At 61.9% G+C, this 26280-nt stretch carries 21 protein-coding genes and 5 tRNA genes; 20 read left to right on the plus strand and 6 right to left on the minus strand.

The window, feature by feature from the left end:
- Positions 1 to 79: 79 nt before the first annotated feature.
- The 15 genes from ACEWE8_RS13240 (at position 80) to mgtE (ending at position 14805) form a co-directional block, all read left to right on the plus strand.
- Complete coding sequence (locus ACEWE8_RS13240; protein WP_046785393.1) at positions 80 to 1300, plus strand: aspartate aminotransferase family protein; 1221 nt, start codon at positions 80 to 82, stop codon at positions 1298 to 1300.
- A 140-nt stretch (positions 1301 to 1440) separates the two neighbouring features.
- Complete coding sequence (gene aruF / locus ACEWE8_RS13245) at positions 1441 to 2460, plus strand: arginine/ornithine succinyltransferase subunit alpha (protein WP_046785392.1); 1020 nt, start codon at positions 1441 to 1443, stop codon at positions 2458 to 2460.
- A gap of 54 nt (positions 2461 to 2514) precedes the next feature.
- Positions 2515 to 3543: an arginine N-succinyltransferase gene (gene astA / locus ACEWE8_RS13250; protein WP_012315596.1), complete on the plus strand. Its 1029-nt coding sequence runs from the start codon at positions 2515 to 2517 to the stop codon at positions 3541 to 3543.
- Positions 3544 to 5007, plus strand: coding sequence for a succinylglutamate-semialdehyde dehydrogenase (astD, locus tag ACEWE8_RS13255; protein WP_046785391.1), 1464 nt, complete (start codon positions 3544 to 3546; stop codon positions 5005 to 5007).
- A 23-nt stretch (positions 5008 to 5030) separates the two neighbouring features.
- Complete coding sequence (astB, locus tag ACEWE8_RS13260; RefSeq protein ID WP_046785390.1) at positions 5031 to 6380, plus strand: N-succinylarginine dihydrolase; 1350 nt, start codon at positions 5031 to 5033, stop codon at positions 6378 to 6380.
- 14 nt (positions 6381 to 6394) lie between these two features.
- Positions 6395 to 6685 carry a hypothetical protein gene (locus ACEWE8_RS13265; RefSeq protein WP_039602667.1) on the plus strand — a complete coding sequence of 97 codons (291 nt, stop codon included), beginning with the start codon at positions 6395 to 6397 and terminating at the stop codon, positions 6683 to 6685.
- Positions 6686 to 6695: 10 nt separating this feature from the next.
- Positions 6696 to 7703 (plus strand): succinylglutamate desuccinylase, encoded by a 1008-nt coding sequence (gene astE, locus ACEWE8_RS13270; protein ID WP_046785389.1) that lies wholly within the window; start codon positions 6696 to 6698, stop codon positions 7701 to 7703.
- Between the two features lie 337 nt (positions 7704 to 8040).
- Complete coding sequence (alaS, locus tag ACEWE8_RS13275; protein WP_046785388.1) at positions 8041 to 10665, plus strand: alanine--tRNA ligase; 2625 nt, start codon at positions 8041 to 8043, stop codon at positions 10663 to 10665.
- Between the two features lie 85 nt (positions 10666 to 10750).
- Positions 10751 to 11986: an aspartate kinase gene (locus ACEWE8_RS13280; RefSeq protein ID WP_039603358.1), complete on the plus strand. Its 1236-nt coding sequence runs from the start codon at positions 10751 to 10753 to the stop codon at positions 11984 to 11986.
- A 167-nt stretch (positions 11987 to 12153) separates the two neighbouring features.
- On the plus strand, positions 12154 to 12342 hold the full coding sequence (gene csrA / locus ACEWE8_RS13285) for a carbon storage regulator CsrA (protein WP_003254503.1): 189 nt from the start codon (positions 12154 to 12156) through the stop codon (positions 12340 to 12342).
- Between the two features lie 72 nt (positions 12343 to 12414).
- Positions 12415 to 12505: transfer RNA gene (locus ACEWE8_RS13290), tRNA-Ser, on the plus strand.
- Positions 12506 to 12611: 106 nt separating this feature from the next.
- Positions 12612 to 12688, plus strand: a tRNA-Arg gene (locus ACEWE8_RS13295).
- A gap of 72 nt (positions 12689 to 12760) precedes the next feature.
- Positions 12761 to 12837 (plus strand) — tRNA-Arg (locus ACEWE8_RS13300).
- Between the two features lie 72 nt (positions 12838 to 12909).
- Positions 12910 to 12986 (plus strand) — tRNA-Arg (locus ACEWE8_RS13305).
- A gap of 376 nt (positions 12987 to 13362) precedes the next feature.
- Entirely contained in the window at positions 13363 to 14805 is a 1443-nt protein-coding gene (gene mgtE, locus ACEWE8_RS13310; protein ID WP_012315589.1) for a magnesium transporter, read from the plus strand.
- A 119-nt stretch (positions 14806 to 14924) separates the two neighbouring features.
- Here mgtE and ACEWE8_RS13315 read toward each other — a convergent pair whose 3' ends face one another.
- Entirely contained in the window at positions 14925 to 15251 is a 327-nt protein-coding gene (locus ACEWE8_RS13315) for an Arc family DNA-binding protein (RefSeq protein WP_003254499.1), read from the minus strand.
- Between the two features lie 344 nt (positions 15252 to 15595).
- Here ACEWE8_RS13315 and phnN point away from each other — a divergent pair, with 344 nt between their 5' ends.
- Positions 15596 to 16183, plus strand: a complete 588-nt coding sequence (gene phnN / locus ACEWE8_RS13320) for a phosphonate metabolism protein/1,5-bisphosphokinase (PRPP-forming) PhnN (protein WP_046785387.1) — start codon at positions 15596 to 15598, stop codon at positions 16181 to 16183.
- Positions 16184 to 16296: 113 nt separating this feature from the next.
- A tRNA-Arg gene (locus ACEWE8_RS13325) sits at positions 16297 to 16373 on the plus strand.
- A gap of 22 nt (positions 16374 to 16395) precedes the next feature.
- On the opposite strand, the gene ACEWE8_RS13330 is transcribed toward ACEWE8_RS13325, so the two are convergent.
- The 5 genes from ACEWE8_RS13330 to ACEWE8_RS13350 form a co-directional block, all read right to left on the minus strand.
- A complete protein-coding gene (locus tag ACEWE8_RS13330) occupies positions 16396 to 17367 on the minus strand; it encodes an endonuclease (protein ID WP_046785386.1) in 972 nt (323 codons plus the stop codon).
- Positions 17368 to 17560: 193 nt separating this feature from the next.
- Positions 17561 to 18940: a dihydrolipoyl dehydrogenase gene (lpdA, locus tag ACEWE8_RS13335; RefSeq protein WP_046785385.1), complete on the minus strand. Its 1380-nt coding sequence runs from the start codon at positions 18938 to 18940 to the stop codon at positions 17561 to 17563.
- Positions 18941 to 18942: 2 nt separating this feature from the next.
- On the minus strand, positions 18943 to 20214 hold the full coding sequence (locus ACEWE8_RS13340; protein ID WP_046785384.1) for a dihydrolipoamide acetyltransferase family protein: 1272 nt from the start codon (positions 20212 to 20214) through the stop codon (positions 18943 to 18945).
- Positions 20215 to 21273, minus strand: a complete 1059-nt coding sequence (locus tag ACEWE8_RS13345) for an alpha-ketoacid dehydrogenase subunit beta (RefSeq protein WP_012315573.1) — start codon at positions 21271 to 21273, stop codon at positions 20215 to 20217.
- 1 nt (position 21274) lies between these two features.
- Positions 21275 to 22507, minus strand: a complete 1233-nt coding sequence (locus ACEWE8_RS13350; RefSeq protein ID WP_012315572.1) for a 3-methyl-2-oxobutanoate dehydrogenase (2-methylpropanoyl-transferring) subunit alpha — start codon at positions 22505 to 22507, stop codon at positions 21275 to 21277.
- 197 nt (positions 22508 to 22704) lie between these two features.
- Between ACEWE8_RS13350 and bkdR the strand changes: the two genes are divergently transcribed.
- The 3 genes from bkdR (at position 22705) to ACEWE8_RS13365 (ending at position 26093) form a co-directional block, all read left to right on the plus strand.
- Positions 22705 to 23190, plus strand: a complete 486-nt coding sequence (gene bkdR / locus ACEWE8_RS13355; RefSeq protein WP_012315571.1) for a Bkd operon transcriptional regulator BkdR — start codon at positions 22705 to 22707, stop codon at positions 23188 to 23190.
- Positions 23191 to 23389: 199 nt separating this feature from the next.
- The gene (locus tag ACEWE8_RS13360) at positions 23390 to 24631 is read left to right on the plus strand and encodes a glutamine synthetase family protein (protein WP_189339945.1); all 1242 of its coding nucleotides are present in this window, start codon (positions 23390 to 23392) and stop codon (positions 24629 to 24631) included.
- Positions 24632 to 24761: 130 nt separating this feature from the next.
- The gene (locus ACEWE8_RS13365) at positions 24762 to 26093 is read left to right on the plus strand and encodes an MFS transporter (protein ID WP_046785382.1); all 1332 of its coding nucleotides are present in this window, start codon (positions 24762 to 24764) and stop codon (positions 26091 to 26093) included.
- The last annotated feature ends 187 nt before the right edge of the window (positions 26094 to 26280 follow it).

Genomic DNA, 26280 nt, shown 5'->3' on the forward strand with positions numbered 1-26280 from the left:
AGGACAGGCGCAGATCAGTCCTTACAATCCCCCCATCGCTCGCCACTTCCAGGCCAGCGTTCCTCTTCAGGAGACTCAGATGTCCGTTGAGCAAGCCCCGGTGCAACGTGCCGATTTCGACCAGGTCATGGTCCCCAACTATTCTCCGGCGGCCTTCATTCCTGTGCGAGGCGAGGGTTCCCGCGTATGGGACCAGTCGGGTCGCGAGCTCATCGACTTTGCCGGTGGCATTGCGGTAAACGCCCTGGGCCACTGCCACCCGGCACTGGTCAAGGCCCTGACCGACCAGGCCAATACCCTCTGGCACGTTTCCAACGTCTTCACCAACGAACCGGCACTGCGCCTGGCACATAAACTGGTCGATGCCACCTTTGCCGACCGTGCTTTTTTCTGCAACTCCGGCGCTGAGTCCAACGAGGCCGCCTTCAAGCTGGCCCGTCGTGTGGCCCATGACCGCTTCGGTCCCGACAAGCACGAAATCATCTCCGCCGTGAACAGCTTCCACGGTCGCACCCTGTTCACCGTCAGTGTCGGCGGCCAGCCGAAGTACTCGGACGGTTTCGGCCCGAAGATCACCGGCATCAGCCATGTGCCCTACAACGACCTGGAAGCGCTGAAGGCACAGATTTCCGACAAGACCTGCGCCGTGGTGATCGAGCCGATCCAGGGCGAGAGCGGTGTGGTCCCGGCCGACAAGGCGTACCTGGAAGGCGCCCGCAAGCTGTGTGACGAACACAACGCCCTGCTGATCTTCGATGAAGTGCAGACCGGTGTGGGCCGTACCGGCTCGCTGTACGCCTATCAGCACTACGGCGTGACGCCGGACATCCTGACCAGCGCCAAGAGCCTGGGTGGTGGTTTCCCGATCGGCGCCATGCTCACCACCAGTGAGCTTGCCAAGCATCTGGCGGTCGGCACCCACGGCACTACCTATGGCGGTAACCCGTTGGGTTGTGCCGTTGCCTGCGCGGTGCTGGATGTGATCAACACCCCAGAAACCCTGGCCGGTATCAAAGCCAAGCACGAGCGCTTCAAGGTGCGTCTGGAGAAGATCGGCCAGCAGGCCGGCCTGTTCTCTCAGGTGCGTGGTGTCGGCCTGTTGATCGGCTGCGTGCTGACCGAAGCCTGGCAGGGCAAGGCCAAGGACATCCTCAATGCCGCCGAGAAGGAAGGCGTGATGGTACTGCAGGCCGGCCCGGACGTGGTGCGCTTCGCGCCGAGCCTGGTGATCGAAGATGCCGATATCGATGAAGGCCTGGACCGCTTCGAGCGGGCTGCGGCCAAACTGACCCAGGCCTGATTCGCCGGCGGTCCTTTCGCCGGCCCCGAGCGGGCCGGTGATAGCAGAATTCCAGTGCGGGCGCGTGCTTGCAGACTCAACACGCGCCCGCCGTTTTTCCGTGCCGCGAAAGCGGCCAGTTTTTCCAAAGGAGTGACACCATGCTGGTGATGCGCCCCGCGCAAATGGCTGATCTGAACGAAGTGCAGCGCATGGCTGCCGACAGCCCCGTTGGTGTCACTTCGCTGCCGGACGACGCTGCCCGTCTGGGCGACAAGATCGCCGCCTCGGAAACGTCGTTCGCTGCCGAAGTCAGTTTCAATGGCGAAGAAAGCTACTTCTTCGTGCTCGAGGACAGTGTCACCGGCAAGCTGGCCGGTTGCTCGGCAATCGTCGCCTCGGCGGGCTACTCCGAGCCGTTCTACAGCTTTCGCAACGAAACCTTCGTGCATGCCTCCCGCGAACTGAAGATCCACAACAAGATCCACGTCTTGTCGCTGTGCCATGACCTCACTGGCAACAGCCTGCTGACCAGCTTCTATGTCCTGCCTGAACTGGTGAACAGTGGCTGGGCCGAGCTGAATTCGCGTGGCCGCTTGCTGTTCATGGCCTCGCACCCGGAGCGCTTTGCCGACTCGGTGGTCACCGAAATCGTCGGTTACAGCGACGAGCAAGGCGAGTCGCCGTTCTGGGATGCCATCGGGCGCAACTTCTTCGACCTCAACTATGCCCACGCCGAGCGTCTGTGCGGCCTGAAAAGCCGTACCTTCCTCGCCGAACTGATGCCGCACTACCCGATCTATGTGCCCCTGCTGCCGGACGCTGCCCAGGAAGCCATGGGCCAGGTGCATCCGCGCGCGCAGATCACTTTCGACATCCTCATGCGTGAGGGCTTCGAGACCGAGCACTATATCGACATCTTCGATGGAGGCCCGACCTTGCATGCGCGTGCCTCGGGCATCCGCTCGATCGCCCAGAGCAGGGTGGTGCCGGTCAAGCTCGAGGAAGGGCCGGTCAAGGGCGGGCGCCCGTACCTGGTGTGCAACGGCCAACTGCAGGATTACCGCGCGGTGCTGGTCGAACTGGACTGGGTGCCGGGCAAGCCGGTCAGCCTCAGTGCAGAGGCTGCCGAGGCGCTGGGTGTGGGCGAGGGCGCCAGCGTGCGCCTGGTCGCGGTCTGAGGTCTGGGAACAGAGAGTTTTGCGGTAGCTACAGTTGCCGCACAAGGAGATAGCATGATCGTTCGTCCTGTACGCAGCAGCGATTTACCTGCGCTGATCGAATTGGCACGCAGCACCGGTACCACCGGGCTGACCACCTTGCCGGCCAACGAGGAGCGCCTCGGGCATCGTGTCGGCTGGGCCGAGAAGAGCTTCCGTGGTGAAGCCGAGCGCGGTGACACCGACTACCTGTTCGTGCTGGAGAACGACGAAGGCCTGGTGGTCGGCATCAGTGCCATCGCCGGGGCCGTCGGCCTGCGCGAGCCCTGGTACAACTACCGGGTGGGCCTGACCGTCAGCGCCTCGCAGGAGCTGAACATCTATCGCGAAATCCCCACCCTGTTCCTGGCCAACGACCTGACCGGCAACTCCGAACTGTGCTCGTTGTTCCTGCGTAGCGACCACCGCTCCGGGCTCAATGGCCGCTTGCTGTCGCGGGCGCGCATGCTGTTCATCGCCGAGTTCCCCGAGTTGTTCGGCAACAAGATCATCGCCGAAATGCGTGGCATGTCTGACGAGCAGGGCCGTTCGCCCTTCTGGGAGAGCCTTGGGCGGCACTTTTTCAAGATGGAGTTCAGCCAGGCCGACTACCTCACTGGTGTGGGCAACAAGTCGTTCATTGCCGAGCTGATGCCCAAGTTCCCGTTGTACACCTGCTTCCTGTCGGAGGCTGCGCGCAGCGTCATCGGCCGTGTGCACACCGACACCGAGCCTGCCCTGGCCATGCTCAAGCAGGAAGGCTTCAGCTACCAGGGGTATGTCGACATCTTCGACGCAGGCCCGGCCATCGAGTGCGAAACCTCGAAGATCCGTGCCGTACGCGAGAGCCAGACCCTGGTGCTGGCCGTCGGTACGCCTGGCGATGACGCAACCCCTTACATCATCCATAACCGCAAGCGCGATGACTGCCGTATCACTGCCGCGCCCGCACGTCTGGCTGCGGGCACCCTGGTGGTCGACCCGCAAACCGCCAAGCGCCTGCGCATGGGCGCTGGCGACAACGTTCGCGCCGTGCCGCTGTCGGCAAGCCGGGAGGCCCAGTAAATGACCACGCATTACATCGCCGGCAGCTGGCAGGCCGGCCAGGGTGAAGCCCTGCAGTCGCTCAACCCGGTCACGCAAGCCGTTGTCTGGCAAGGGCAGGGCGCCGATGCCGGCCAGGTCGACGCTGCCGTGCAGGCCGCGCGTCAGGCTTTTCCGGCCTGGGCGCAACTGAGCCTGGAGGCGCGCATCGACGTGCTGGAAAAGTTCGCCGAACAGCTCAAGCAGCATTCCGAGGCACTGGCCTACTGCATCGGCGAGGAAACCGGCAAGCCGCTGTGGGAGTCGGCTACCGAAGTCACCAGCATGGTCAACAAAGTCGCGATCTCGATACAGAGCTACCGCGAGCGCACGGGTGAGAAAAGCGGCCCGCTGGCCGATGCTACTGCCGTACTGCGGCACAAGCCCCACGGAGTGGTGGCGGTGTTCGGCCCCTACAATTTCCCCGGCCACTTGCCCAATGGCCACATTGTCCCGGCGCTGCTGGCCGGTAACTGTGTGGTGTTCAAGCCCAGCGAGCTGACCCCCAAGGTCGCCGAACTGACAGTCAATTGCTGGATCGCCGCGGGCCTGCCTGCCGGCGTGCTCAACCTGGTGCAGGGCGCACGTGAAACGGGCGTGGCGCTGGCTGCCAACCCGGGTATCGATGGCTTGTTCTTCACTGGCTCCAGCCGTACCGGCAACCTGCTTCACCAGCAGTTCGCCGGCCGTCCGGACAAGATCCTCGCCCTGGAAATGGGCGGCAACAACCCGTTGGTGGTGGATGAGGTCAAGGACCTCGACGCGGCGGTATACACGATCATCCAGTCGGCGTTCATCTCCGCAGGGCAGCGCTGCACCTGTGCTCGCCGCCTGCTGGTGCCGCAGGGCGCCTGGGGCGATGCGCTGGTCACGCGGTTGGTCGAGGTGTGCAAAGGCATCACGGTCGGCGCTTTTGATCAGCAGCCGGCACCCTTCATGGGTTCGGTGATTTCGCTGCAGGCTGCGCGGGCGCTGGTCGCGGCGCAGGCTGAGCTGCTCGCCAAGGGCGCTACCCAGTTGCTGGAGATGACCCAGCCCCAGGCCGATGCCGCACTGCTGACCCCGGGCATCATCGATGTCACCGCCGTGGCCGACCGGCCCGACGAAGAGTTTTTCGGCCCGCTGCTGCAGGTGATTCGTTACACCGACTTCGATGCCGCCATCGACGAGGCCAACAACACCCAGTACGGCCTGGCCGCCGGGCTGTTGTCAGACTCCCGTGCCCGCTACCAGTACTTCTGGCTGCGCAGCCGCGCCGGCATCGTCAACTGGAACAAGCAACTGACCGGTGCCGCCAGCAGCGCGCCGTTCGGGGGGGTAGGCGCCAGTGGCAACCATCGCGCCAGCGCCTATTACGCCGCCGATTACTGCGCTTACCCCGTGGCTTCGCTGGAGACTGCCAGCCTTGCCCTGCCGGCGACCCTGACGCCGGGCGTCACCCTATAACAACAGGTCACGGAGCCTAGCCGATGAAATCCTATGAAGTGAATTTTGATGGCCTGGTGGGGCCTACCCACAATTACGGCGGCCTGTCCTACGGTAACGTGGCCTCGCAGAGCAACAGCCAGCAGGCCTCGAACCCGCGTGAAGCGGCGCGCCAAGGCCTGGCAAAGATGAAAGCGCTGGCCGACATGGGCTTCAAGCAGGGTGTGCTGGCGCCGCAGGAGCGCCCCGACGTAGCGGCGTTACGCCGCCTGGGCTTCAGCGGCAGCGATGCCGAAGTCATCCAGCGCGCGGCCAAAGAGGCCATGCCGCTGCTGGTCGCCAGTTGTTCGGCATCGAGCATGTGGGTGGCCAACGCGGCCACCGTCAGCCCCAGCGCCGACACCGCGGATGGTCGCGTGCATTTCACCGCAGCCAACCTCAACTGCAAGTACCACCGCAGCATCGAGCATCCGACCACCAGCCGTGTGCTGGCCGCCATGTTCAGCAATGAGCAGCACTTTGCCCATCACCCGGCGCTGCCTGCCGTGGCGCAGTTCGGCGACGAGGGCGCGGCCAACCATACGCGCTTCTGCCGCAGCTACGGCGAGGCGGGCGTTGAGTTTTTCGTCTACGGTCGCAGCGCGTTCGACAGCCGCTATCCCGCGCCGCAGAAGTATCCGGCGCGCCAGACCCTGGAAGCTTCACAGGCCGTAGCACGGCTTCACGGTCTGAGCGAGGACGGTGTGGTCTACGCTCAACAGAATCCGTCAGTGATCGATCAGGGTGTATTCCACAACGATGTGATTTCGGTGGGCAATGGCGAGGTGCTGTTCTACCACGAAGATGCTTTCCTCGAGACTGACGCGGTGCTTGGCCAGCTGCAGGCTAAACTGGCCAGCAAGGGTGGCAACTTCCAGGCCATCCGTGTACCACGGGCAGCGGTGGCGGTAGAGGATGCGGTGCGTTCCTACCTGTTCAACAGCCAACTGCTCAGCCGCGACGACGGCTCGATGCTGCTGGTGGTGCCAGAGGAGTGCCGCAACAATGAGCGCGTCTGGGCCTACCTGCAGCAACTGACCAGCCAAGGTGGCGCGGTGAAGGAGGTCAAGGTGTTCGACCTCAAGCAAAGCATGCAGAACGGCGGCGGCCCGGCATGCCTGCGCTTGCGCGTGGCTTTGAAGGAATCGGAACTGGCGGCGGTCAATCCAGGCGTTATCATGACCGCCCCGCTGTACGACACACTGTTGCAGTGGGTCGACAAGCACTACCGCGACCGCCTGGGCGAAGCGGACCTTGCCGACCCGCAGTTGCTGGTCGAATGCCGTACGGCGCTGGATGAGTTGACCCAGATTCTGAAGTTGGGCTCGGTCTATCCGTTCCAACGCCAACCTTGAAGAGAGATTTTGTAATGACCGACGCCCTGCGCCTGATCCTTGAAGATGTAGACGGCACCCAGCTGGAAACCTCCTGCACCCGCTTTGCCGTTGTCTGGCAGGGCAAGGAAGTGTGGATTCAGCAAGACGGCCGTGGCCAATTGCTGATCGGTGTCGACGTCGATGAGAACGACACCGAGTACGCCAACCTGCTGCTGCGCCCGATGGCTACCAACCTGGTCAGCCTGCAGCTGGAGATGGAACCGGCAGAAGTCGGTGAAGACGATGACCACGTCCATGGCCCCGACTGCGGCCACGACCACTAAGGAAGCGCCTATGCTCGCCCTTGGCAAATTGCTTGAGCTGACCCTGACCGATCATGAGCCGGCCGAGAAGACCCAAGTCACACCCAAGGGCGTGCGTTTACGCTGGCTGGGGGAGGGCGCACTTGAGGTGCGTCCGCCCGAAGGCGACGATTGCGGGTTGGACCTGCTGCTGTCGGCCGGTATCCATGGCAATGAAACGGCGCCGATCGAATTGCTCGAACGGCTGCTGCATGGCGTGGCCAATGGCAAGATCAAGCCGCGTTCGCGTGTGATGTTCCTGTTCGGCAACCCTGCGGCCATCCGCAAGGGCGAGCGCTTCATCGAGCAGGACATCAACCGCCTGTTCAATGGTCGTCACGAGCTTTCCAGTGGTTTCGAGGCATTGCGTGCCGCGGAACTTGAGCAGTTCGCCCGGGTGTTCTTCAGCAAGCCGGAGCGTACCCGCCTGCATTACGACCTGCATACCGCCATTCGTGGCTCCAAGATCGAGCAGTTTGCCCTTTACCCCTACAAAGAGGGGCGCAAGCATTCCCGCCGCGAGCTGGCTCGCCTGGCTGCTGCCGGCATGGAGGCGGTGCTGCTGCAGAGCAAGTCATCGATCACCTTCAGTGCTTTCACCTATGAGCAGCTCGATGCAGAGGCGTTCACCCTGGAACTTGGCAAGGCACGGCCGTTCGGGCAGAACGAGCAGGTCAACCTCGACAAGCTGGAGGAGCGCCTGATCCAGATCATCGAAGGCAATGAGCCTGAGGCCGAAGATTCGCTCGATGGTCTTAAACTGTTCAGTGTGGCTCGCGAGATCATCAAGCACAGTGAGGGTTTCCGCCTGCACCTGCCGGTGGATATCGAGAACTTCTCCGAGCTGAGCAAAGGTTATCTGCTGGCCGAGGACCTGGCCGAAATGCGCTGGGTGGTGGAGGAGGAGGGGGCGCGGATCATCTTTCCCAATCCCAAGGTCAAGAACGGGCTGCGCGCCGGCATTCTCATCGTCCCGGACTCGGGGCAGCGCCTGGGCTGAGATTGCGCATTGCCTTGCAGGAGCGGCCTTTTGTCGCGCAAGGGCGCTTCTACAACGGCCAGTCGTCGCTGAATGCTGCCCATGAAAACCATTTAATTCACCGCCTGTTCCATTTTCCCTTCCCTTGAGCGGTAATTGGCTTGCCAGCGGCAAAAGCCTGCATTTAGCATCCGGTCATGTCATTTTCGTTTGCATGAGCCTTAAAAGCCGTCCAATCGACGCTTTGCATCGCATAAACACACTGCACCGAGATTGCAGGACCGATATAATGCGGCCCTTTGCCGTCGTTTCGTCGACGCGTTTGCCCACCAGGGCCGCCGTTTCCGTGGAAGAACCTATGAAAAGCGCAGAAATCCGTGAAGCCTTCCTTCGCTTCTTCGAAGAGCAGGGCCATACCCGAGTCGCCTCCAGTTCGCTGATCCCGAACAACGACCCGACCCTGCTGTTCACCAACGCAGGCATGAACCAGTTCAAGGACTGCTTCCTCGGTGCCGAGAAGCGCGCCTACACCCGTGCGGTCAGCAGCCAGAAGTGCGTGCGCGCCGGCGGCAAGCATAACGACCTGGAAAACGTCGGTTACACCGCGCGTCACCATACCTTCTTCGAGATGCTGGGCAACTTCAGCTTCGGCGACTATTTCAAGCGCGATGCGATCACGTTCGCCTGGACCTTCCTGACTTCCGACAAGTGGCTGAACCTGCCCAAGGAAAAGCTCTGGGTCACCGTCTACGCCAGCGACGACGAAGCCTACGACATCTGGACCAAGGAAGTCGGTGTGCCGGCCGAGCGCATGGTGCGTATCGGTGACAACAAAGGCGCCCCTTACGCCTCCGACAACTTCTGGACCATGGGCGATACCGGCCCGTGCGGGCCTTGCACCGAGATCTTCTACGACCACGGTGCCGATATCTGGGGCGGCCCACCCGGTTCCCCTGAAGAAGACGGCGACCGCTACATCGAGATCTGGAACAACGTCTTCATGCAGTTCAACCGCACTGCCGATGGCGTGCTGCACCCGCTGCCAGCGCCGTCGGTGGATACCGGCATGGGCCTGGAGCGCATCAGTGCGGTCATGCAGCACGTGCACTCGAACTACGAGATCGACCTGTTCCAGAACCTGCTGAGCGCTGCGGCCAAGGCCATCGGCTGCAGCAACAACGGTCAGGCTTCGCTGAAAGTCGTGGCAGACCACATCCGCTCTTGCGGCTTCCTGATCGCAGACGGCGTGCTGCCGTCCAACGAAGGCCGTGGCTACGTGCTGCGCCGCATCATTCGTCGTGCCTGCCGTCACGGTAACAAGCTGGGCGCCAAGGGCAGCTTCTTCTACCAGATCGTCGCCGCCCTGGCTGCCGAGATGGGCGAGGCGTTCCCGGAGCTCAAGAGCCAGCAAGCGCACATCGAGCGCGTGCTCAAGGCCGAAGAAGAACAGTTCGCCAAAACCCTCGAGCAGGGCCTGCGCATCCTCGAGCAGGACCTGGCCCAGCTCAAGGGCGACGTAGTGCCGGGTGACGTGGTGTTCAAGCTGTACGACACCTACGGCTTCCCGATGGACCTGACCGCCGACATCGCCCGAGAGCGCGAGCTGACCATCGATGAAGCGGGCTTCGAGCGTGAAATGGATGCCCAGCGTGAGCGCGCCCGTTCCGCCAGCGCCTTCGGCATGGATTACAACAGCCTGGTCAAGGTCGACACCGCTACCGATTTCGTCGGCTACAACGCCACCGAAGGTCAGGGCAAGGTCATTGCGCTGTACAAGGACGGCCAGTCGGTCGACCAGTTGGGCGAGGGCGAGCAGGGCGTCGTGGTGCTGGACCGCACCCCGTTCTATGCCGAGTCCGGTGGCCAGGTTGGTGACACCGGCTACCTGCAGTCGGGCGCCGTACGCTTTGACGTGCAAGACACCACCAAGACCGGCGGCGCTTTCCTGCACCATGGCGTGGTCGCCAGCGGCGCGCTGGTGATCGGTTCTCCGGTCCAAGCCAAGGTCGATGCCGAAGTGCAGCACGCCACCTCGCTGAACCACTCGGCCACTCACCTGCTGCACGAAGCGCTGCGTCAGGTGTTGGGCGAGCACGTGCAGCAGAAGGGCTCGCTGGTCGACAGCCAGCGTCTGCGTTTCGACTTCAGCCACTTCGAGGCGGTGACGCCTGCGCAGATCAAGGCTCTGGAAGACATCGTCAACCGTGAAGTGCGCAAGAACACCCCGGTGGAAACTGAAGTCACTGATATCGAAACCGCCAAGCGCAAAGGCGCGATGGCCCTGTTTGGCGAGAAATACGGCGATACCGTGCGCGTGCTGAGCATGGGTGGCGATTTCTCCGTCGAGCTGTGCGGCGGGATCCACGCCAAGCGCACCGGCGATATCAGCCTGTTCAAGATCATCAGCGAAGGTGGCGTGGCCTCTGGCGTGCGCCGTATCGAAGCGGTTACCGGCGCTGCCGCGCTGGCTTACCTGAACGCTGCCGAAGAGCAGGTCAAGGAAGCCGCGCAGTTGGTCAAGGGCAACCGTGACAACCTGATCGACAAGCTGTCGGCTGTGCTCGAGCGCAACCGTCAGCTGGAGAAGCAGCTCGAACAGCTGCAGGCCAAGGCCGCCAGCGCCGCAGGGGATGATCTCTCCAGTGCGGCTGTTGAGGTCAAGGGTGCCAAGGTCCTCGCCGCCCGCCTGGATGGGCAGGATGGCAAGGCCCTGCTGGCCCTGGTCGATCAGCTGAAGAACAAGCTCGGCCACGCAGTGATCCTGCTGGGCAGCGAGCATGAGGGCAAGGTCGTGCTGGTGGCCGGCGTGACCAAAGACCTCTCCAGCCAACTCAAGGCTGGTGACCTGATGAAACAAGCCGCTGCGGCAGTGGGTGGCAAGGGCGGTGGCCGTCCGGACATGGCTCAGGGCGGTGGCGTCGACGTCGCTGCGCTGGACCAGGCCCTGGCGCTGGCCGTGCCGTTCGCAGAGCAGGGACTTTGAGATGGAGGGGCCGGTGGTCTAGTCACCGGCCCCTCCATGTTGGATGGTTTTTTTGAGGCCCTGTATGGGCTGAGGCACCATTGAAATGGCGTTGATCGTACAGAAATTTGGCGGCACCTCTGTCGGTTCCATCGAGCGGATCGAGCAGGTTGCCGACAAGGTCAAGAAACACCGTGAAGCGGGCGACGACCTGGTTGTTGTGCTGTCGGCCATGAGTGGCGAAACCAATCGCCTGATCGACCTGGCCAAGCAGATCACCGATCAGCCGGTTCCGCGTGAGCTGGACGTGATCGTGTCCACCGGCGAGCAGGTCACCATTGCCCTGCTGGCCATGGCCTTGATCAAGCGTGGCGTGCCGGCGGTGTCCTACACCGGCAACCAGGTGCGCATCCTCACCGACAGCGCGCACAACAAAGCACGCATCCTGCAGATCGACGACCAGAAGATTCGCGCCGACCTCAAGGAAGGGCGCGTGGTGGTTGTAGCCGGTTTCCAGGGGGTCGACGAGCACGGCAGCATCACTACCCTGGGCCGCGGCGGCTCCGATACCACTGGCGTGGCCCTGGCGGCCGCGCTCAAGGCTGACGAGTGCCAGATCTACACCGACGTCGATGGCGTCTACACCACTGACCCGCGCGTCGTGCCGCAGGCGCGCCGCCTGGAGAAGATCACCTTCGAAGAGATGCTGGAAATGGCCAGCCTCGGGTCCAAGGTGCTGCAGATCCGCTCGGTGGAGTTCGCCGGCAAGTACAACGTTCCGCTGCGCGTGCTGCACAGCTTCAAGGAGGGTCCAGGTACCCTCATTACCATTGATGAAGAGGAATCCATGGAACAGCCGATCATTTCCGGTATCGCCTTCAACCGTGATGAAGCCAAGCTGACCATTCGCGGCGTGCCGGACACTCCGGGCGTCGCTTTCAAGATCCTCGGCCCGATCAGCGCCTCGAACATCGAAGTGGACATGATCGTGCAGAACGTCTCGCACGATAACACCACCGACTTCACCTTCACCGTGCACCGCAACGAGTACGAGAAGGCTCACAGCGTGCTGGAGAACACCGCACGTGAAATCGGTGCCCGCGAAGTGATCGGCGATACCAAGATCGCCAAGGTATCGATCGTCGGTGTTGGCATGCGCTCCCACGCAGGTGTTGCCAGCCGCATGTTCGAATCCCTGGCCAAGGAGAGCATCAACATCCAGATGATCTCCACGTCCGAGATCAAGGTGTCGGTAGTCATCGAAGAGAAGTACCTGGAGCTGGCCGTTCGCGCGCTGCATACCGCGTTCGAGCTTGACGCTCCGGCCCGACAGGGCGAGTAAGGCGTTGCCTTGAGGGGCGCGGCTTGCCGCGCCCTTCGCGTTTCTGCTCGTCACGCAGGCCCTGTCCTGCCAGCGTGACGCGCTATGGGCCCCTGTGTCGTCGTCCACGACCAGGCCCGGTTTTTCCCAGACTGTTATCCCTGAATGTCTTGCGTAAGGAGAAAGCTATGTTGATTCTGACTCGTCGGTGCGCCGAGAGCCTGATCATTGGAGATGGCGAGATCACCGTGACGGTGCTCGGCGTCAAAGGAAACCAGGTGCGCATCGGCGTCAGCGCCCCCAAGGAAGTGGCTGTTCACCGCGAGGAAATCTACCTGCGGATCAAGAAAGAGAAGGATGAGGAGCCAAGCCTTTAATTTTTTTGAAGTTTTTTTCAAAAAAAGGGTTGCAAACGAGGAAGAGCCTGTTTAATATTCGCCTCGTGTTGCGGTGAGGTGGCCGAGTGGCCGAAGGCGCTCCCCTGCTAAGGGAGTATACCTCATAAGGGTATCGGGGGTTCGAATCCCCCCTTCACCGCCATTATTCGCTTAGGGCGCTGTAATCGGTAAGAACGCTAAGTCGTTGAAGTTAAACGAAAAAGTTCTTGCAAAAATGTTTCAGCGACCTATAATGCGCGGCAAGACACGGACTCATAGCTCAGCTGGATAGAGTACTCGGCTACGAACCGAGCGGTCGGAGGTTCGAATCCTCCTGAGTCCGCCACTTTTGAAGTGGCTTTGCTTAAAAAGCTGCTTCAAGCAACCAGTGGTAATCTGGTCTAAAACTACCAACTACGGACTCATAGCTCAGCTGGATAGAGTACTCGGCTACGAACCGAGCGGTCGGAGGTTCGAATCCTCCTGAGTCCGCCACTTTTGAAGTGGCTCTGCTTGCAAAGCGACTTCAGTAAGCCAGTGGTAATCTGGCCTAAAACTACCAACCACGGACTCATAGCTCAGCTGGATAGAGTACTCGGCTACGAACCGAGCGGTCGGAGGTTCGAATCCTCCTGAGTCCGCCACATATCAAGAAGCCCGCTCAATTGAGCGGGCTTTTTGTTTTCTGCCGTTCACTGATTTATCAGTGATGCCCGCTAGACTGAAAATAAACCCCCCGACACTTCTTTGCGCGCCGCATGTGTTTTTTCTTTGGCTCGTGCCGTCGCACACATGGCTTCGAGCGTTGTCATAGCTTTATCGCGCAAACGATTGTTCTGGCCAAAATTTTAAGCGATCTGACAGCTTAGGCAGTGTATGATTGCGCCCGTCAGCCCCGCCGGGGCTTGTGGAATACCACCATGGACTTACCCAGTAGTTACTTCTTAACAAGATTCTTACAGCCTGATCTGACCGATTGATTCCCCCGGCGTGCTCCGCTGCTGGGAGTGGAGTTCGCCTATGACTGAAGTAGAAGTAAAGAAAGCACAAGAGAGCCTGCAGGATCGCCTGGCCCAGGTGGTCGAACTGTTGCAGCGCCAACGCGTGGTTGAGGACCTGACCCACCGTCAGGAAGGTCATCACCACGACCTGGTGGAAAACCTCGTCCACCGTCAAAACCTCGTCGAGTTGCAGCGCAAGCTCGACGACCTGCACCCTGCAGATATCGCCTATATCCTCGAAGCATTGCCCCTGGAAGACCGCCTGACGGTCTGGCAGCTGGTGCGCTCGGATCGTGACGGCGACATCTTGCTTGAAGTTTCCGACTCGGTTCGTCAATCGCTGATCGCCGACATGGACGATCACGAGATCCTCGCTGCGGCCAAGGAAATGGACGCCGATGAGCTGGCGGACCTGGCGGCGGAGCTGCCGCGTGATGTCGTTCACGAGCTGATGGAAAGCCTCGATGCCCAGCAGCGCGAGCGTGTGCGCTCGGCGTTGAGCTACGACGAGGAGCAGGTCGGTGCGCTGATGGACTTCGAGATGGTGACCATCCGTGAAGATGTCAGCCTGGAAGTGGTTCTGCGTTACCTGCGCCGCCTTAAAGAGCTGCCCAACCACACTGACAAACTGTTCGTAGTCGACTACGACGGTATCCTCAAGGGTGTGTTGCCGATCAAGCGTCTGTTGGTCAACGATCCGGACAAGAAGGTCGCGGAGGTCATGGCGATTGATCCGGTCTCCTTCCACCCCGACGAAGATGCCTACGATGCGGCGCAGGCTTTCGAGCGCTATGACCTGGTTTCGGCGCCGGTGGTGGACAAGAGCGACCGCCTGATCGGCCGTTTGACCATCGATGAGATGGTCGACCTGATTCGTGAAGAGAGCGAGAGTGAAGTTCTCAACATGGCTGGCCTGCGCGAGGAGGAAGACATCTTCGCCTCGGTCTGGCGTTCATTGCGCAACCGTTGGGCCTGGCTGGCGATCAACCTGATAACCGCGTTTCTGGCCTCGCGTGTGATCGGCCTGTTCGAGGGCTCGATCGAGAAGCTCGTGGCACTGGCGGCGCTGATGCCGATCGTGGCGGGTATTGGCGGCAACTCTGGCAACCAGACCATTACCATGATCGTTCGCGCAATGGCCTTGGACCAAGTGTCGCCGGGCAATACCAGCCGCCTTATGCGCAAGGAACTGGCGGTGTCGCTGCTCAATGGCCTGATCTGGGGTGGGGTGATCGGTGCTGTGGCGTTCTGGCTGTATGACAGCTGGTCGTTGGGGTTGGTGATGACTGCGGCCATGACCTTGAACCTGCTGCTGGCCGCGCTCATGGGAGTGTTGATCCCGATGACGCTGACGCGCCTGGGGCGCGACCCTGCCATGGGGTCCAGCGTGATGATCACTGCCGTGACCGACAGTGGTGGGTTCTTCATCTTCCTGGGGTTGGCTACGCTGTTCCTGCTTTGATATTGGGAGGTGCACGCCAGAGTGATCAAGGCATGCGCCTGGCCGCACCACCAAGGCCTGTGCGCAGCCCAACAAAAAAGCCAGCTTACGCTGGCTTTTTTTGTTCTCGCCTACGCGCCTCAGGAGGCGTCGGCTGCCATTTCCACATCGTGAGCGATGAGGGCGACCAGCGCGTTCTGCTGTCGGTGGGACAGCTGACGGAAGCGTTGCAGCAACTCGCGCTCATGCAGGGATAGCTCGGGGCTGTCCAGGCGCATGCTCAGCTCGTCGCCCAGCGCACCTTCCTGGATAAGGCTCTGCTCCAGGCGTGCGATGATCTCGGAGTTCATGCTGCGGTGATGGTTGCGCGCTACCTCGGCAATGCGCTCACGCATTCCGTCTGGCAGGCGGACGACGAACTTGTCAGCGGTGCGGCTCGAATAAATAGCCTGTTTCATTGGGCGCATATAAATTAACCGGTTTTTGGTTCAGGGGAAGCGGTTCACAAATTGGCCGCACGGGATGCAGGTACGACCGTGGCGACGACAAAATGTTCAACCGCCTGGAAAATTTGGTGCTCATCTTGCCTCAAGGTCGCCGTTTCCTTGGCGTCAATTCTGTGACAAATAGTGATTCCGGTAAAGGCTTTTTGCCAGTACCAATTATCAGAAATGAGTACTGGTTGGAAAAGTTTTGCATTTCCAGGTTCGCCTTACCGTCAGCCCTTTGCCGTCAAAAACCCGTAAAACGCGGCAAAGGGTAGAGAAAACCCTTAAAATGCGCAGGTTTCCTTCCATAGAGCATAGTGGCTATGCAACATGACGCAAGCTCCCAAGATAAAGCCTCAGGCGTGCTGATATATCTGATGGGACCCTCTGGTTCGGGAAAAGATTCCCTGATCGAGGCCGCTCGCGCGCAACTGGCTGGCGCGGGTGTTGAAATTGCCCGGCGAGTCATCACACGTTCTGCAGAGGCCACAGGTGAGGCGGCGCAAAGCGTCACGCCAGAGCGCTTCGAAGCGATGCGTGCGGCAGGGGAATTTGCCATGCATTGGCAAGCCAACGGTCTGGAGTATGGGATACCCAAGCAAGTGGACGTTTGGCTCGCGCAAGGGCGGTCGGTGCTGGTCAACGGTTCCCGTAGCTATCTGCCCGAGGCGCGTAGGCGCTATCCCGGTCTGCTGGCAGTACGACTGGAGGTTGACCCAGAGGTGTTGCGTGCGCGCCTGATTGCCAGAGGCAGGGAGACACCGCAAGAGATCGATCAGCGCCTGGCGCGTAGTGCCAGGCTCCAGGGCTGTCCCGATCCCGGCGTGCATGCGCTGGACAACTCCGGGTCACTGGCCACGGCGGTCAGAGTATTGTTCGACCTGCTGCGTCAACAGGGGGTGTCCGTTTGACAAGCATCGGAAAAGCCCTACGTGCAAAAAGCCCGATAGATGCATGACAAACGGCTGCCCTCTGGTTAACATGCTCGCCGTCCAGCTGTGCAGCGTTCGCTGCCGGTTCTTGTGTCTCAGTAGCTCAATTGGATAGAGCATCCCCCTCCTAAGGGGAAGGTTGGCAGTTCGAACCTGCCCTGGGACGCCATATTTTCTCTCGCTCCATACGCCTACTTGCAGTTACCCGCCTTGCGGTAACCTGCACTCTGCGCTTCTGCTTCACTGCCAAATGCCACCTGATTTTTCTGAGCGACCTGGCTGTAACCGGGGCAACCGCTGGCCAAGTGGTACACGTGACTGTTGCGGTTGCCAATGATCGCACCGTCAGTCGACGCACTCGCCAGGGTCGGCTTGCCGATATCTCTCGCAGCCGTTTTCGGGGGTGCCGAAGCTACCACGTCCATAGCCCCGGCAGGCTTGTAGCCCAGCGTCCATTTCCGTTCGCCGGTGACGAATGGGTTCGAATGCCCCATGATCGCGGCGATTCGCTGATTGCGCTGCTTTTCCCACGCAGAAACCGGGTGCTGTTTATCCCAGGCCATAAGCACCTGCTGCTGTTGTCTCGACATGCTCAACTTGTACCGGTCGAACATGTAGAACGTGGTGCGCGCAACCAGGCCTTTGACTTCGTCACGCGGCTCGGCGGTTTTCTGCTGGAAGTCGACCTTGGTGGTGCACTGCCCGTACTGGGGCGCAACGCCTGAAACCATGCCGTAGTTGAAATTGCTGCGGTCACCGTTCACTTCACCCACGGACGGATAGAGGTTGAACAGGTCGGCTTCCATGGCGCGGAAGGTAGGGTCTTCATTGACGCAATGCTCGCGACCGCCGTTCTGCCAGCATTTGCGCTGGTGGCCAAAAGTCCAGGCCGGCACGATGTGCTCCCATTCGGTACGTTCGGCGCGGGTCTGTACCTTGCGGGTTTCGTAGCCGCAGGATTTGGGGTCGACCCGGCCACCGGATTTGCCGACCCAGGTCCATTTACAGCCACAGTACAGTTCGCCCATTGGGCTGTTTGCCTGGTCGAGGAAGATTTTCTGCTTGGCGACAACCTTGGCTTCGGTAAACGTTGCGGGGGGATTGGCGAAGGCGGCAGGGATGACAGAGAGGGCGAGGGTAACGACGTACAGCAGTTTCTTCATGAGAAAGCATCATCGGATTTCGGGGGGGCAGAATTATACGGTGTGCTGACATCAATTGAGGAAATGTCCTATCGCGTCGCCGTATTGCGCCTATATTCCTCCGTGCTTGGTCTGGCCTTGAGCTTGTTAGCGCCTTTGAAATCTAGCGCCGTGCTGGAGGCGCTAGATCTCAAAGGCCGCAGCCGCTTCAGTGTCAGATATGCAATGCGTGGCCCAGCGCGCGCAATGCCGCTTCCTGCACCGCTTCGCCCAGGGTCGGGTGAGCGTGGATAGTGCCCGCGATATCCTCCAGCCGCGCGCCCATTTCCAATGACTGGGCAAACGCTGTGGACAGCTCTGAAACCGCCACGCCAACCGCCTGCCAACCCAGGATCACGTGATTGTCACGCCGCGCCACCACGCGCACGAAGCCGGTTTTCGACTCCAGGCTCATGGCGCGGCCATTGGCGGCGAAGGGGAACTGCGCGACGATGCAGTCCAGCCCTTGCTGGCTGGCCTGTTCCGGGGTCTTGCCGACCACAACGACTTCCGGGTCTGTAAAACACACTGCTGCAATTGCGCAGGGTTCGAACCGTCGTGCCTTGCCGGCAATGATTTCCGCGACCATTTCACCTTGCGCCATTGCGCGGTGTGCCAGCATCGGTTCGCCGGCCACGTCACCGATGGCCCAGACGTTGCGCATGCTGGTTTGGCAGCGTTCGTCGATGGCGATGGCCGCACCGTTCATCTTCAGTTCGAGGCTTTCCAGATTGAAGCCGTGCGTGCGCGGGCGGCGGCCAACGGCCACCAGCACCCGGTCGGCCTCCAGGCGCAGCTGTGCACCTTGAGCATCGCGGGCCAGCAAGCAACCGCTGTCGTAACCTTCGACGCTGTGCCCAAGGTGCACAGCGATGCCCAGCTTCTTCAGCGATTCGGCCACCGGCGCGGTCAGCTCGCTGTCGTAGGTCGGCAAGATGCGCTCACGCGCCTCCACCACGCTCACCTGCGCGCCCAGCTTGCGGTAGGCGATGCCTAGCTCCAGGCCGATATAGCCGCCGCCAACCACCACCAGATGCTGGGGCAGTGTTTGGGGGGCCAGGGCTTCGGTCGAAGAGATGATCGGCCCGCCCAGCGGCAGCATGGGCAGTTCGACGCTGTTCGAGCCGGTGGCCAGCAGCAGGTGCTCGCACTGGATGCGCTGGCCATCGACGTCGACGTGCTTGCCGTCGAGGATCTTCGCCCAGCCATGGATGACCTTGACCCCGTGTTTTTTCAGGAGTGCAGCGACGCCAGTGGTCAGTCGGTCAACGATGCCGTCCTTCCAGGCCACGCTGCGGCCGATGTCCAGGCGTGGCGTGGAGACGCTGATGCCAAGTTCGGACGGCTCGGTGTAGCGGGATGTCTGATGGAACTGCTCGGCCACATGGATCAGTGCCTTGGACGGGATGCAGCCGATGTTCAGGCAGGTGCCGCCCAGCGCCTGGCCTTCCACCAGCACGGTGGGGATGCCCAGTTGCCCGGCGCGGATGGCGGCCACGTAGCCGCCAGGGCCGCCGCCGATGATCAGCAGGGTGGTGTCGATAGTCTGTTGCATGCTCACTCCACGAACAGGCAGGCGGGTTGTTCAAGCAGGCCACGTACAGCCTGGATGAACAGCGCGGCATCCATGCCATCGACCACACGGTGGTCGAACGAGCTGGACAGGTTCATCATCTTGCGAATAACGATCTGGCCATCGATCACCATCGGCCGCTCGACGATACGGTTGACCCCGACGATCGCCACTTCCGGTGTGTTGACCACCGGTGTGCTGACGATGCCACCCAGGGCGCCGAGGCTGGTCAGGGTGATGGTGGAGCCGGACAGTTCCTCGCGGCTGGCCTTGTTGTTGCGTGCGGCGCTCGCCAGCCGGGAAATCTCGCCGGCGTTGCCCCACAGGCTGCCCGCTTCGGCGTGGCGCAGCACCGGAACCATCAGCCCGTTGTCGCCCTGTGTGGCGACCCCCACATGCACCGCACCATGGCGGGTGATGACCTGGGCTTCGTCGTCGTAGGTCGCGTTGATCTGCGGGAAGTCGCGCAGTGCCACGACCAGGGCGCGGACCAGGAATGGCAGCAGGGTCAGTTTGCCGCGGCTGTCGCCGTACTTGCTGTTGAGCTGTTGGCGCAGGGCTTCGAGTGCGGTGACGTCGATTTCCTCGACATAACTGAAGTGCGCCACACGGCGCTTGGCATCCTGCATGCGCTGGGCGATCTTGCGGCGCAGGCCGATCACTTGCACCTGTTCGCTGTCGGTGCGTTTCGCGTAGCCGCCTGGCGCCTGGCCCGCAGGGCTCTGCGGCTTGCTGATGAATGCATCCAGGTCTTCGTGCAGGATGCGCCCGGCCGGGCCGCTGCCATGCACGTAACGCAGTTCGATGCCGGCATCCAGGGCGCGCTTGCGCACGGCAGGCGAGGCCAGAGGTTTTTCGTCGGCCTGGCGCGCCACGATCGGCGCGGAGGTGTGCGCCGAGACAGCCGGGCTGGCTGCCGGTTGCGGTTCGACACGCGGTTCTGCCTTGGCGGCTGCTGGGGCTGCCGGGGCTTCTACCGGCTTGGCCTGCGGCACATCCACATGGTTGCCGCTGCCTTCCACTTCGATGCGGATCAGCTCGCTGCCGACCGCCATCACTTCACCCGGCTGGCCGCCCAGGGCCAGCACCTTGCCGCTGACCGGCGAAGGGATTTCCACGGTGGCCTTGTCAGTCATGACATCGGCCACCACCTGGTCTTCGGCGATCACATCGCCGACCTTGACGAACCATTCGACCAGTTCGACTTGCGCGATGCCTTCGCCAATGTCCGGCATCTTGATGACGTGCGTGCCCATTCAGACCTCCATGACCCGTTTCAATGCCGCGCCTACCCGCGAAGGGCCTGGGAAATACGCCCATTCTTGTGCGTGAGGGTAGGGCGTGTCCCAACCGGTGACGCGCTCGATGGGCGCTTCGAGGTGATGGAAGCAATGCTCCTGCACCAGCGCTACCAGTTCGGCGCCGAAGCCGCAGGTACGGGTGGCTTCATGCACCACCACGCAGCGGCCGGTCTTTTTCACCGACGCGACGATGGTGTCCAGGTCCAGCGGCCAGAGGCTGCGCAGGTCAATCACTTCGGCATCCACACCGGTTTCCTCGGCGGCCACCTGGGCCACGTAGACGGTGGTGCCGTAGGTCAACACGGTGACGTCGTTGCCTGGGCGGGTGATGGCCGCTTTGTCCAGCGGCACGGTGTAGTAACCGTCCGGCACGGCACTTTGCGGGTGCTTGGACCACGGCGTCACCGGGCGGTCGTGGTGGCCGTCGAACGGGCCGTTATACAGGCGCTTGGGCTCCAGGAAGATCACCGGGTCATCGCATTCGATCGAGGCGATCAGCAGGCCTTTGGCGTCGTACGGGTTGGAGGGCATCACCGTGCGCAGGCCGCACACCTGGGTGAACATCGCTTCGGGGCTCTGGCTGTGGGTCTGGCCACCGTAGATGCCGCCACCGCAAGGCATGCGCAGGGTCAGTGGCGAGATGAATTCGCCGGCCGAGCGATAGCGCAGGCGCGCCATTTCCGAGACGATCTGGTCGGAGGCGGGGTAGAAGTAATCGGCGAACTGGATTTCCACCACCGGCCGCAGGCCATAGGCACCCATGCCCACGGCGGTGCCGACGATACCGCTCTCGGAGATCGGCGCGTCGAACACGCGCGACTTGCCGTACTTGGTCTGCAGGCCCTCGGTGCAGCGGAACACGCCGCCGAAGTAACCCACGTCCTGGCCGTAGATCACCACGTTGTCGTCGCGCTCAAGCATGACGTCCATGGCCGAGCGCAGGGCCTGGATCATGGTCATGGTAGTGGTGGCCATGGCGGTTTCCGGTTTGATGCTGTTGTTGTGGTCGTTCATCTCAAACCCCCAGTTCCTGGCGCTGACGGCGCAGGTGGTCGGGCATTTCCTTGTACACGTCCTCGAACATCGAGGCTGCACTCGGGATGTGGCCGTTGGCCAGGGTGCCGTATTGTTCGGCTTCCTTTTGCGCGGCGATGACGGCCGCTTCGAACTCGGCGGTGACGGCCTGGTGTTCTTCCTCGGACCAGTGGCCGATCTTGATCAGGTGCTGCTTCAGGCGGGCGATCGGGTCGCCCAGCGGGAAGTGGCTCCAGTCGTCGGCAGGGCGGTATTTGGACGGGTCGTCGGAGGTTGAGTGCGGGCCGGCGCGGTAGGTGACCCACTCGATCAGGCACGGGCCCAGGCCGCGGCGGGCGCGTTCGGCGGCCCAGCGCGAGGCGGCATATACAGCGACGAAATCGTTGCCGTCCACCCGTAGGGAGGCGATACCGCAACCCACGCCACGGCCGGCGAAGGTGGTCGATTCGCCGCCGGCGATGGCCTGGAAGGTGGAGATCGCCCACTGGTTGTTGACCACGTTGAGGATCACCGGGGCGCGGTATACGTGGGCGAAGGTCAGCGCGGTGTGGAAGTCCGACTCGGCCGTGGCGCCGTCGCCGATCCAGGCCGAGGCGATCTTGGTATCGCCCTTGATCGCCGAGGCCATGGCCCAGCCGACCGCCTGTACGAACTGCGTCGCCAGGTTGCCGCTGATGGTGAAGAAGCCGGCTTCGCGCACCGAATACATGATCGGCAGCTGGCGGCCTTTGAGCGGGTCGCGTTCGTTGGACAACAGCTGGCAGATCATTTCCACCAGCGACACGTCGCGGGCCATCAGGATGCTCTGCTGGCGGTAGGTGGGGAAGCACATGTCGGTGCGGTTCAGCGCCAGCGCCTGGGCGCTGCCGATGGCTTCTTCGCCCAGGCTCTGCATGTAGAAGGACATCTTCTTCTGGCGCTGGGCGACCACCATGCGGCTGTCGAATATCCGCGTCTTGAGCATGGCGCGCATGCCTTGGCGCAGCAGCTGCGGATCGATGTCTTCGGCCCATGGGCCAAGCGCATCGCCGTGCTCGTCGAGCACGCGGACCAGGCTGTTGGACAGGTCGGCAGTGTCGGCAGCATCGACATCGATGGGCGGTTTACGGACTTGACCCGCGTCGTTCAGGCGCAGGTAGGAAAAATCGGTCTGGCAGCCTGGCCGGCCGGTAGGCTCGGGCACATGCAAACGCAGGGGGGCGTACTCGTTCATGCTTTTTACGCTCGCTCGGATGTTGTTTTTGTGAGCTCTGAAGCGGCCGCCGCTGATCACCGGCTTGTGACTGGCAGGTCAGCGTCAATTACATAGTAGTGACACGCCGGGAGAATTTTTCTCTCAAGTTGATTGCCTTTAGCGAGCGGCGCAGATAAACATTCCGCATAAACACAAAAAACCGGTGATTTTGTCTCATGCGCAAACTCGATCGTACCGATATCGGCATTCTCAACAGCCTTCAGGACAACGCCCGCATCACCAACGCAGAACTTGCGCGGTCGGTGAACCTGTCGCCCACACCCTGTTTCAACCGGGTCAAGGCCATGGAAGAGCTGGGTGTGATCCGCCAGCAGGTGACCTTGCTGTCGCCAGAGGTGCTGGGGCTGGATGTCAATGTGTTCATCCATGTCAGCCTGGAGAAGCAGGTAGAGCAGGCGCTGCACCGCTTCGAGGAAGAAATAGCCGAGCGGCCGGAGGTGATGGAGTGCTACCTGATGACTGGCGACCCCGATTATTTGTTACGGGTGCTGTTGCCGAGCATCCAGGCGCTGGAGCGGTTTCTCGATTACCTGACACGACTGCCGGGGGTGGCGAACATACGGTCTAGCTTTGCCTTGAAGCAGGTGCGGTATAAAACGGCGCTGCCATTGCCGTCCAATGGCATGACCCTGCGCGAGTGAGGGGGCAAGAACTGCATCGTTGCGGATGCAGGTGCTTGATATTTTAAACACCCCCAGCCTATGTTGTTGCCAGCCCATAACAACAAGGACAAGCGTCATGACCACCGCAGCCCCGCGCTCGCTAGCCGAGCACCTCCAGGGCATCGACCAGATCGAATGTGTCACTCCCGACCTTAACGGTGTGCCCCGTGGCAAGGTCATGACTGCCGAAGGCTTCCTCGAAGGCAGGCGCCTGCAAATGGCACGTGGCGTCTTGTTGCAATGCATCATGGGGGGCTACCCGCCAGCGAAATACTACGGCAGCGACGATGGCGATCTGGCCCTGGTGGCGGAGCCTGCGCAGATCCACCGCTTGCCCTGGAGCGAGGAGGGCCTGGCGCTGGCGATCTGCGATGCCAATGAGCTCGATGGCCGGCCGTCAGGGCTGTCCACCCGCGGGCTGCTCAAAGCGGTGATCGCCCGCTACGCCGCTTTGGGCCTGGCGCCGGTCGTTGCAACCGAGCTGGAGTTCTTCGTCTTTGCGCCCAACAGTGACCCTGTACAGCCATTTTTGCCGCCGTTGGGCAAGGATGGCCGCCGCGAGCTCGGCCACTCGGCATTCAGTGTCAGTTCCAACAACGGCCTGCGGCCGTTCTTTCAGGAGGTTTATCAGTGCATGGCGGCGCTGGGCCTGCCGCGCGACACCTTCATGCATGAAATGGGCGTCAGCCAGTTCGAAATCAACCTGCTGCACGGTGACCCCTTGTTGCTGGCCGACCAGACCTTCCTGTTCAAGCACCTGCTCAAGGAAGTCGCGCTCAAGCATGGCCTGACAATGGTGTGCATGGCCAAGCCCCTGGCGCATACGCCGGGCAGCTCGATGCATATTCATCAGAGCCTGGTGGAGATCGCCACGGGGCGAAACGTGTTCAGCGATGACCAGGGGCGGCCGAGCCAGACCTTCCATCATTTCATAGGTGGCCTGCAGGCGTGCATGGCCGATTTCACCGCGCTGTTCGCGCCCAATGTCAACTCGTACCAGCGGCTGTGCCATCCGTATGCGTCGCCGAACAATGCCTGTTGGTCGGAGGACAACCGCGCTGCGGGGCTGCGTATTCCGGCCAGCGCCCCCGTAGCGCGGCGGGTCGAGAACCGCCTGCCGGGTGCAGATGCAAACCCCTACCTGGCCATTGCCGCCAGCCTGGCAGCCGGCCTGCACGGCATCGAGCAGCGCCTGGAGCCTGCACCGGCCATCCAGGGTGAGTTCGAGGTGCCTGAGCACCTGAGCCTGCCATGCACCCTGCACGCGGCGCTGGAGCGTCTCAAGCGCAGCGCCTTGGCCCGGGAACTGTTCGGGGCTGAGTTCATCGAAGGTTACGCTGCCACCAAGACGCTTGAGTTGACTGATTTCTACAACGAGATCACGCCGTGGGAGCGGCGAGTGTTGGCGGCACAAGCCTGAGCGCGACACGAACGCTACTGCACGCGCCCCTGTTCTGCTATTTCGCAGGCAGGGGACTGCGCAGTGGCTGATTTGCTTTTATGCTTGCCAGCAAGCCAACGCCACCTGACCAGGGAGCCCGACGGGACGTATGCGAAACATCTGGAAGCCGTTTCAGTCGTTGTATTTCGCTGCCTTGATGATGCTTATCGGCTCGGGTTTGCTCAGTACTTACCTGGCATTGCGCCTGGCGGCCGATCATGTCGACAGCCTATGGGTCGGTGCCTTGATGGCGGCCAACTATTTCGGCCTGGCTGTTGGTGGCAAGGTTGGCCACCGACTGATCGGCCGGGTAGGGCACATCCGGGCCTATACCACCTGCGCCGGAATCGTCTGCGCGGCAGTGCTGGGCCATGGCATGACCAACTGGCTACCGGCCTGGGTCGGGCTGCGGATGCTCGTTGGCCTGGGCATGATGTGCCAGTACATGGTCATCGAAAGCTGGCTCAACGAGCAGGCCGACGCCAAGCACCGCGGCGCGGTGTTCGGCGGCTACATGATTGCCTCCTACCTGGGGCTGGTGCTCGGTCAGCTGATTCTGGTGGTGCACCCCGAACTTGGCCCTGAACTGCTGATGCTGGTCGCGATGTGCTTCGCCCTGTGCCTGGTACCGGTGGCGATGACCCGGCGCATTCACCCGGCGCCGCTGCGCCCGGCACCGATGGAGCCGAAATTCTTCATCAAGCGCGTGCCGCAGTCGCTGAGCACTGTGCTCGGTTCTGGGTTGATCGTCGGCTCCTTCTACGGCCTGGCGCCGCTATATGCGTCCAGCCAGGGGCTTTCCACCGAGCAGATCGGCTTGTTCATGGGTAGCTGCATCTTTGCCGGGCTGCTGGTGCAGTGGCCGTTGGGCTGGTTGTCCGACCGTTATGACCGGGCCGTGCTGATCCGCAGCGTGGCTGTGGGCCTGGCGCTGGCGGCGGCGCCGCTGGCGATCTTGCCCAATGTACCGTTGGAGTTGCTGTTCGGCATCGGCTTTCTGATTTCGCTGCTGCAGTTCTGCCTTTATCCCCTGGCTGTCGCTTTTTCCAATGACCACGTGGAAAGCGAGCGGCGTGTCTCCTTGACCGCCATGCTGCTGGTCACCTACGGCGTGGGGGCGTGCATCGGGCCGCTGGCGGCGGGGGTGTTGATGAAGGTGCTGGGCGCGCAGATGCTGTATGCCTTCTTCGTGTTCTTCGCGCTGGTGCTGGTGTGGCGGATTCGCCCGAAGGCGGTCACCGGGCTGCACCAGGTACAGGATGCGCCGCTGGGGCACGTGGCCATGCCGGCAGCGGGTTCGCCATTGTCGGCCGCGCTCGACCCGCGTGTGGATGAACAGACCGTGCAGGAAGTGATGCAGGCGCCTGTGGCTGCGGAGGATACCGAGGCTGAAGAGAAGGCCGAACCGGCTGATCCGGGCGAGGTCAGCAAGCCGGTTTGAGGCGGGGCCGGGGTAGGCACAAAAAATTAGCTTTATTAGGGCTGCTGCGCAGCCCATCGCCGGCAAGCCGGCTCCTACAGGTACAGCGCAGACTTCAAGAGCTCCGCAGACCCTGTGGGAGCCGGCTTGCCGGCGATGGGCCGCAAAGCGGCCCTGAATCGCTTGAAAGACTGGCATCAGTCTTGAG

This window comes from Pseudomonas sp. TR47 (assembly GCF_044143025.1).
Classification (GTDB): domain Bacteria; phylum Pseudomonadota; class Gammaproteobacteria; order Pseudomonadales; family Pseudomonadaceae; genus Aquipseudomonas; species Aquipseudomonas putida_E.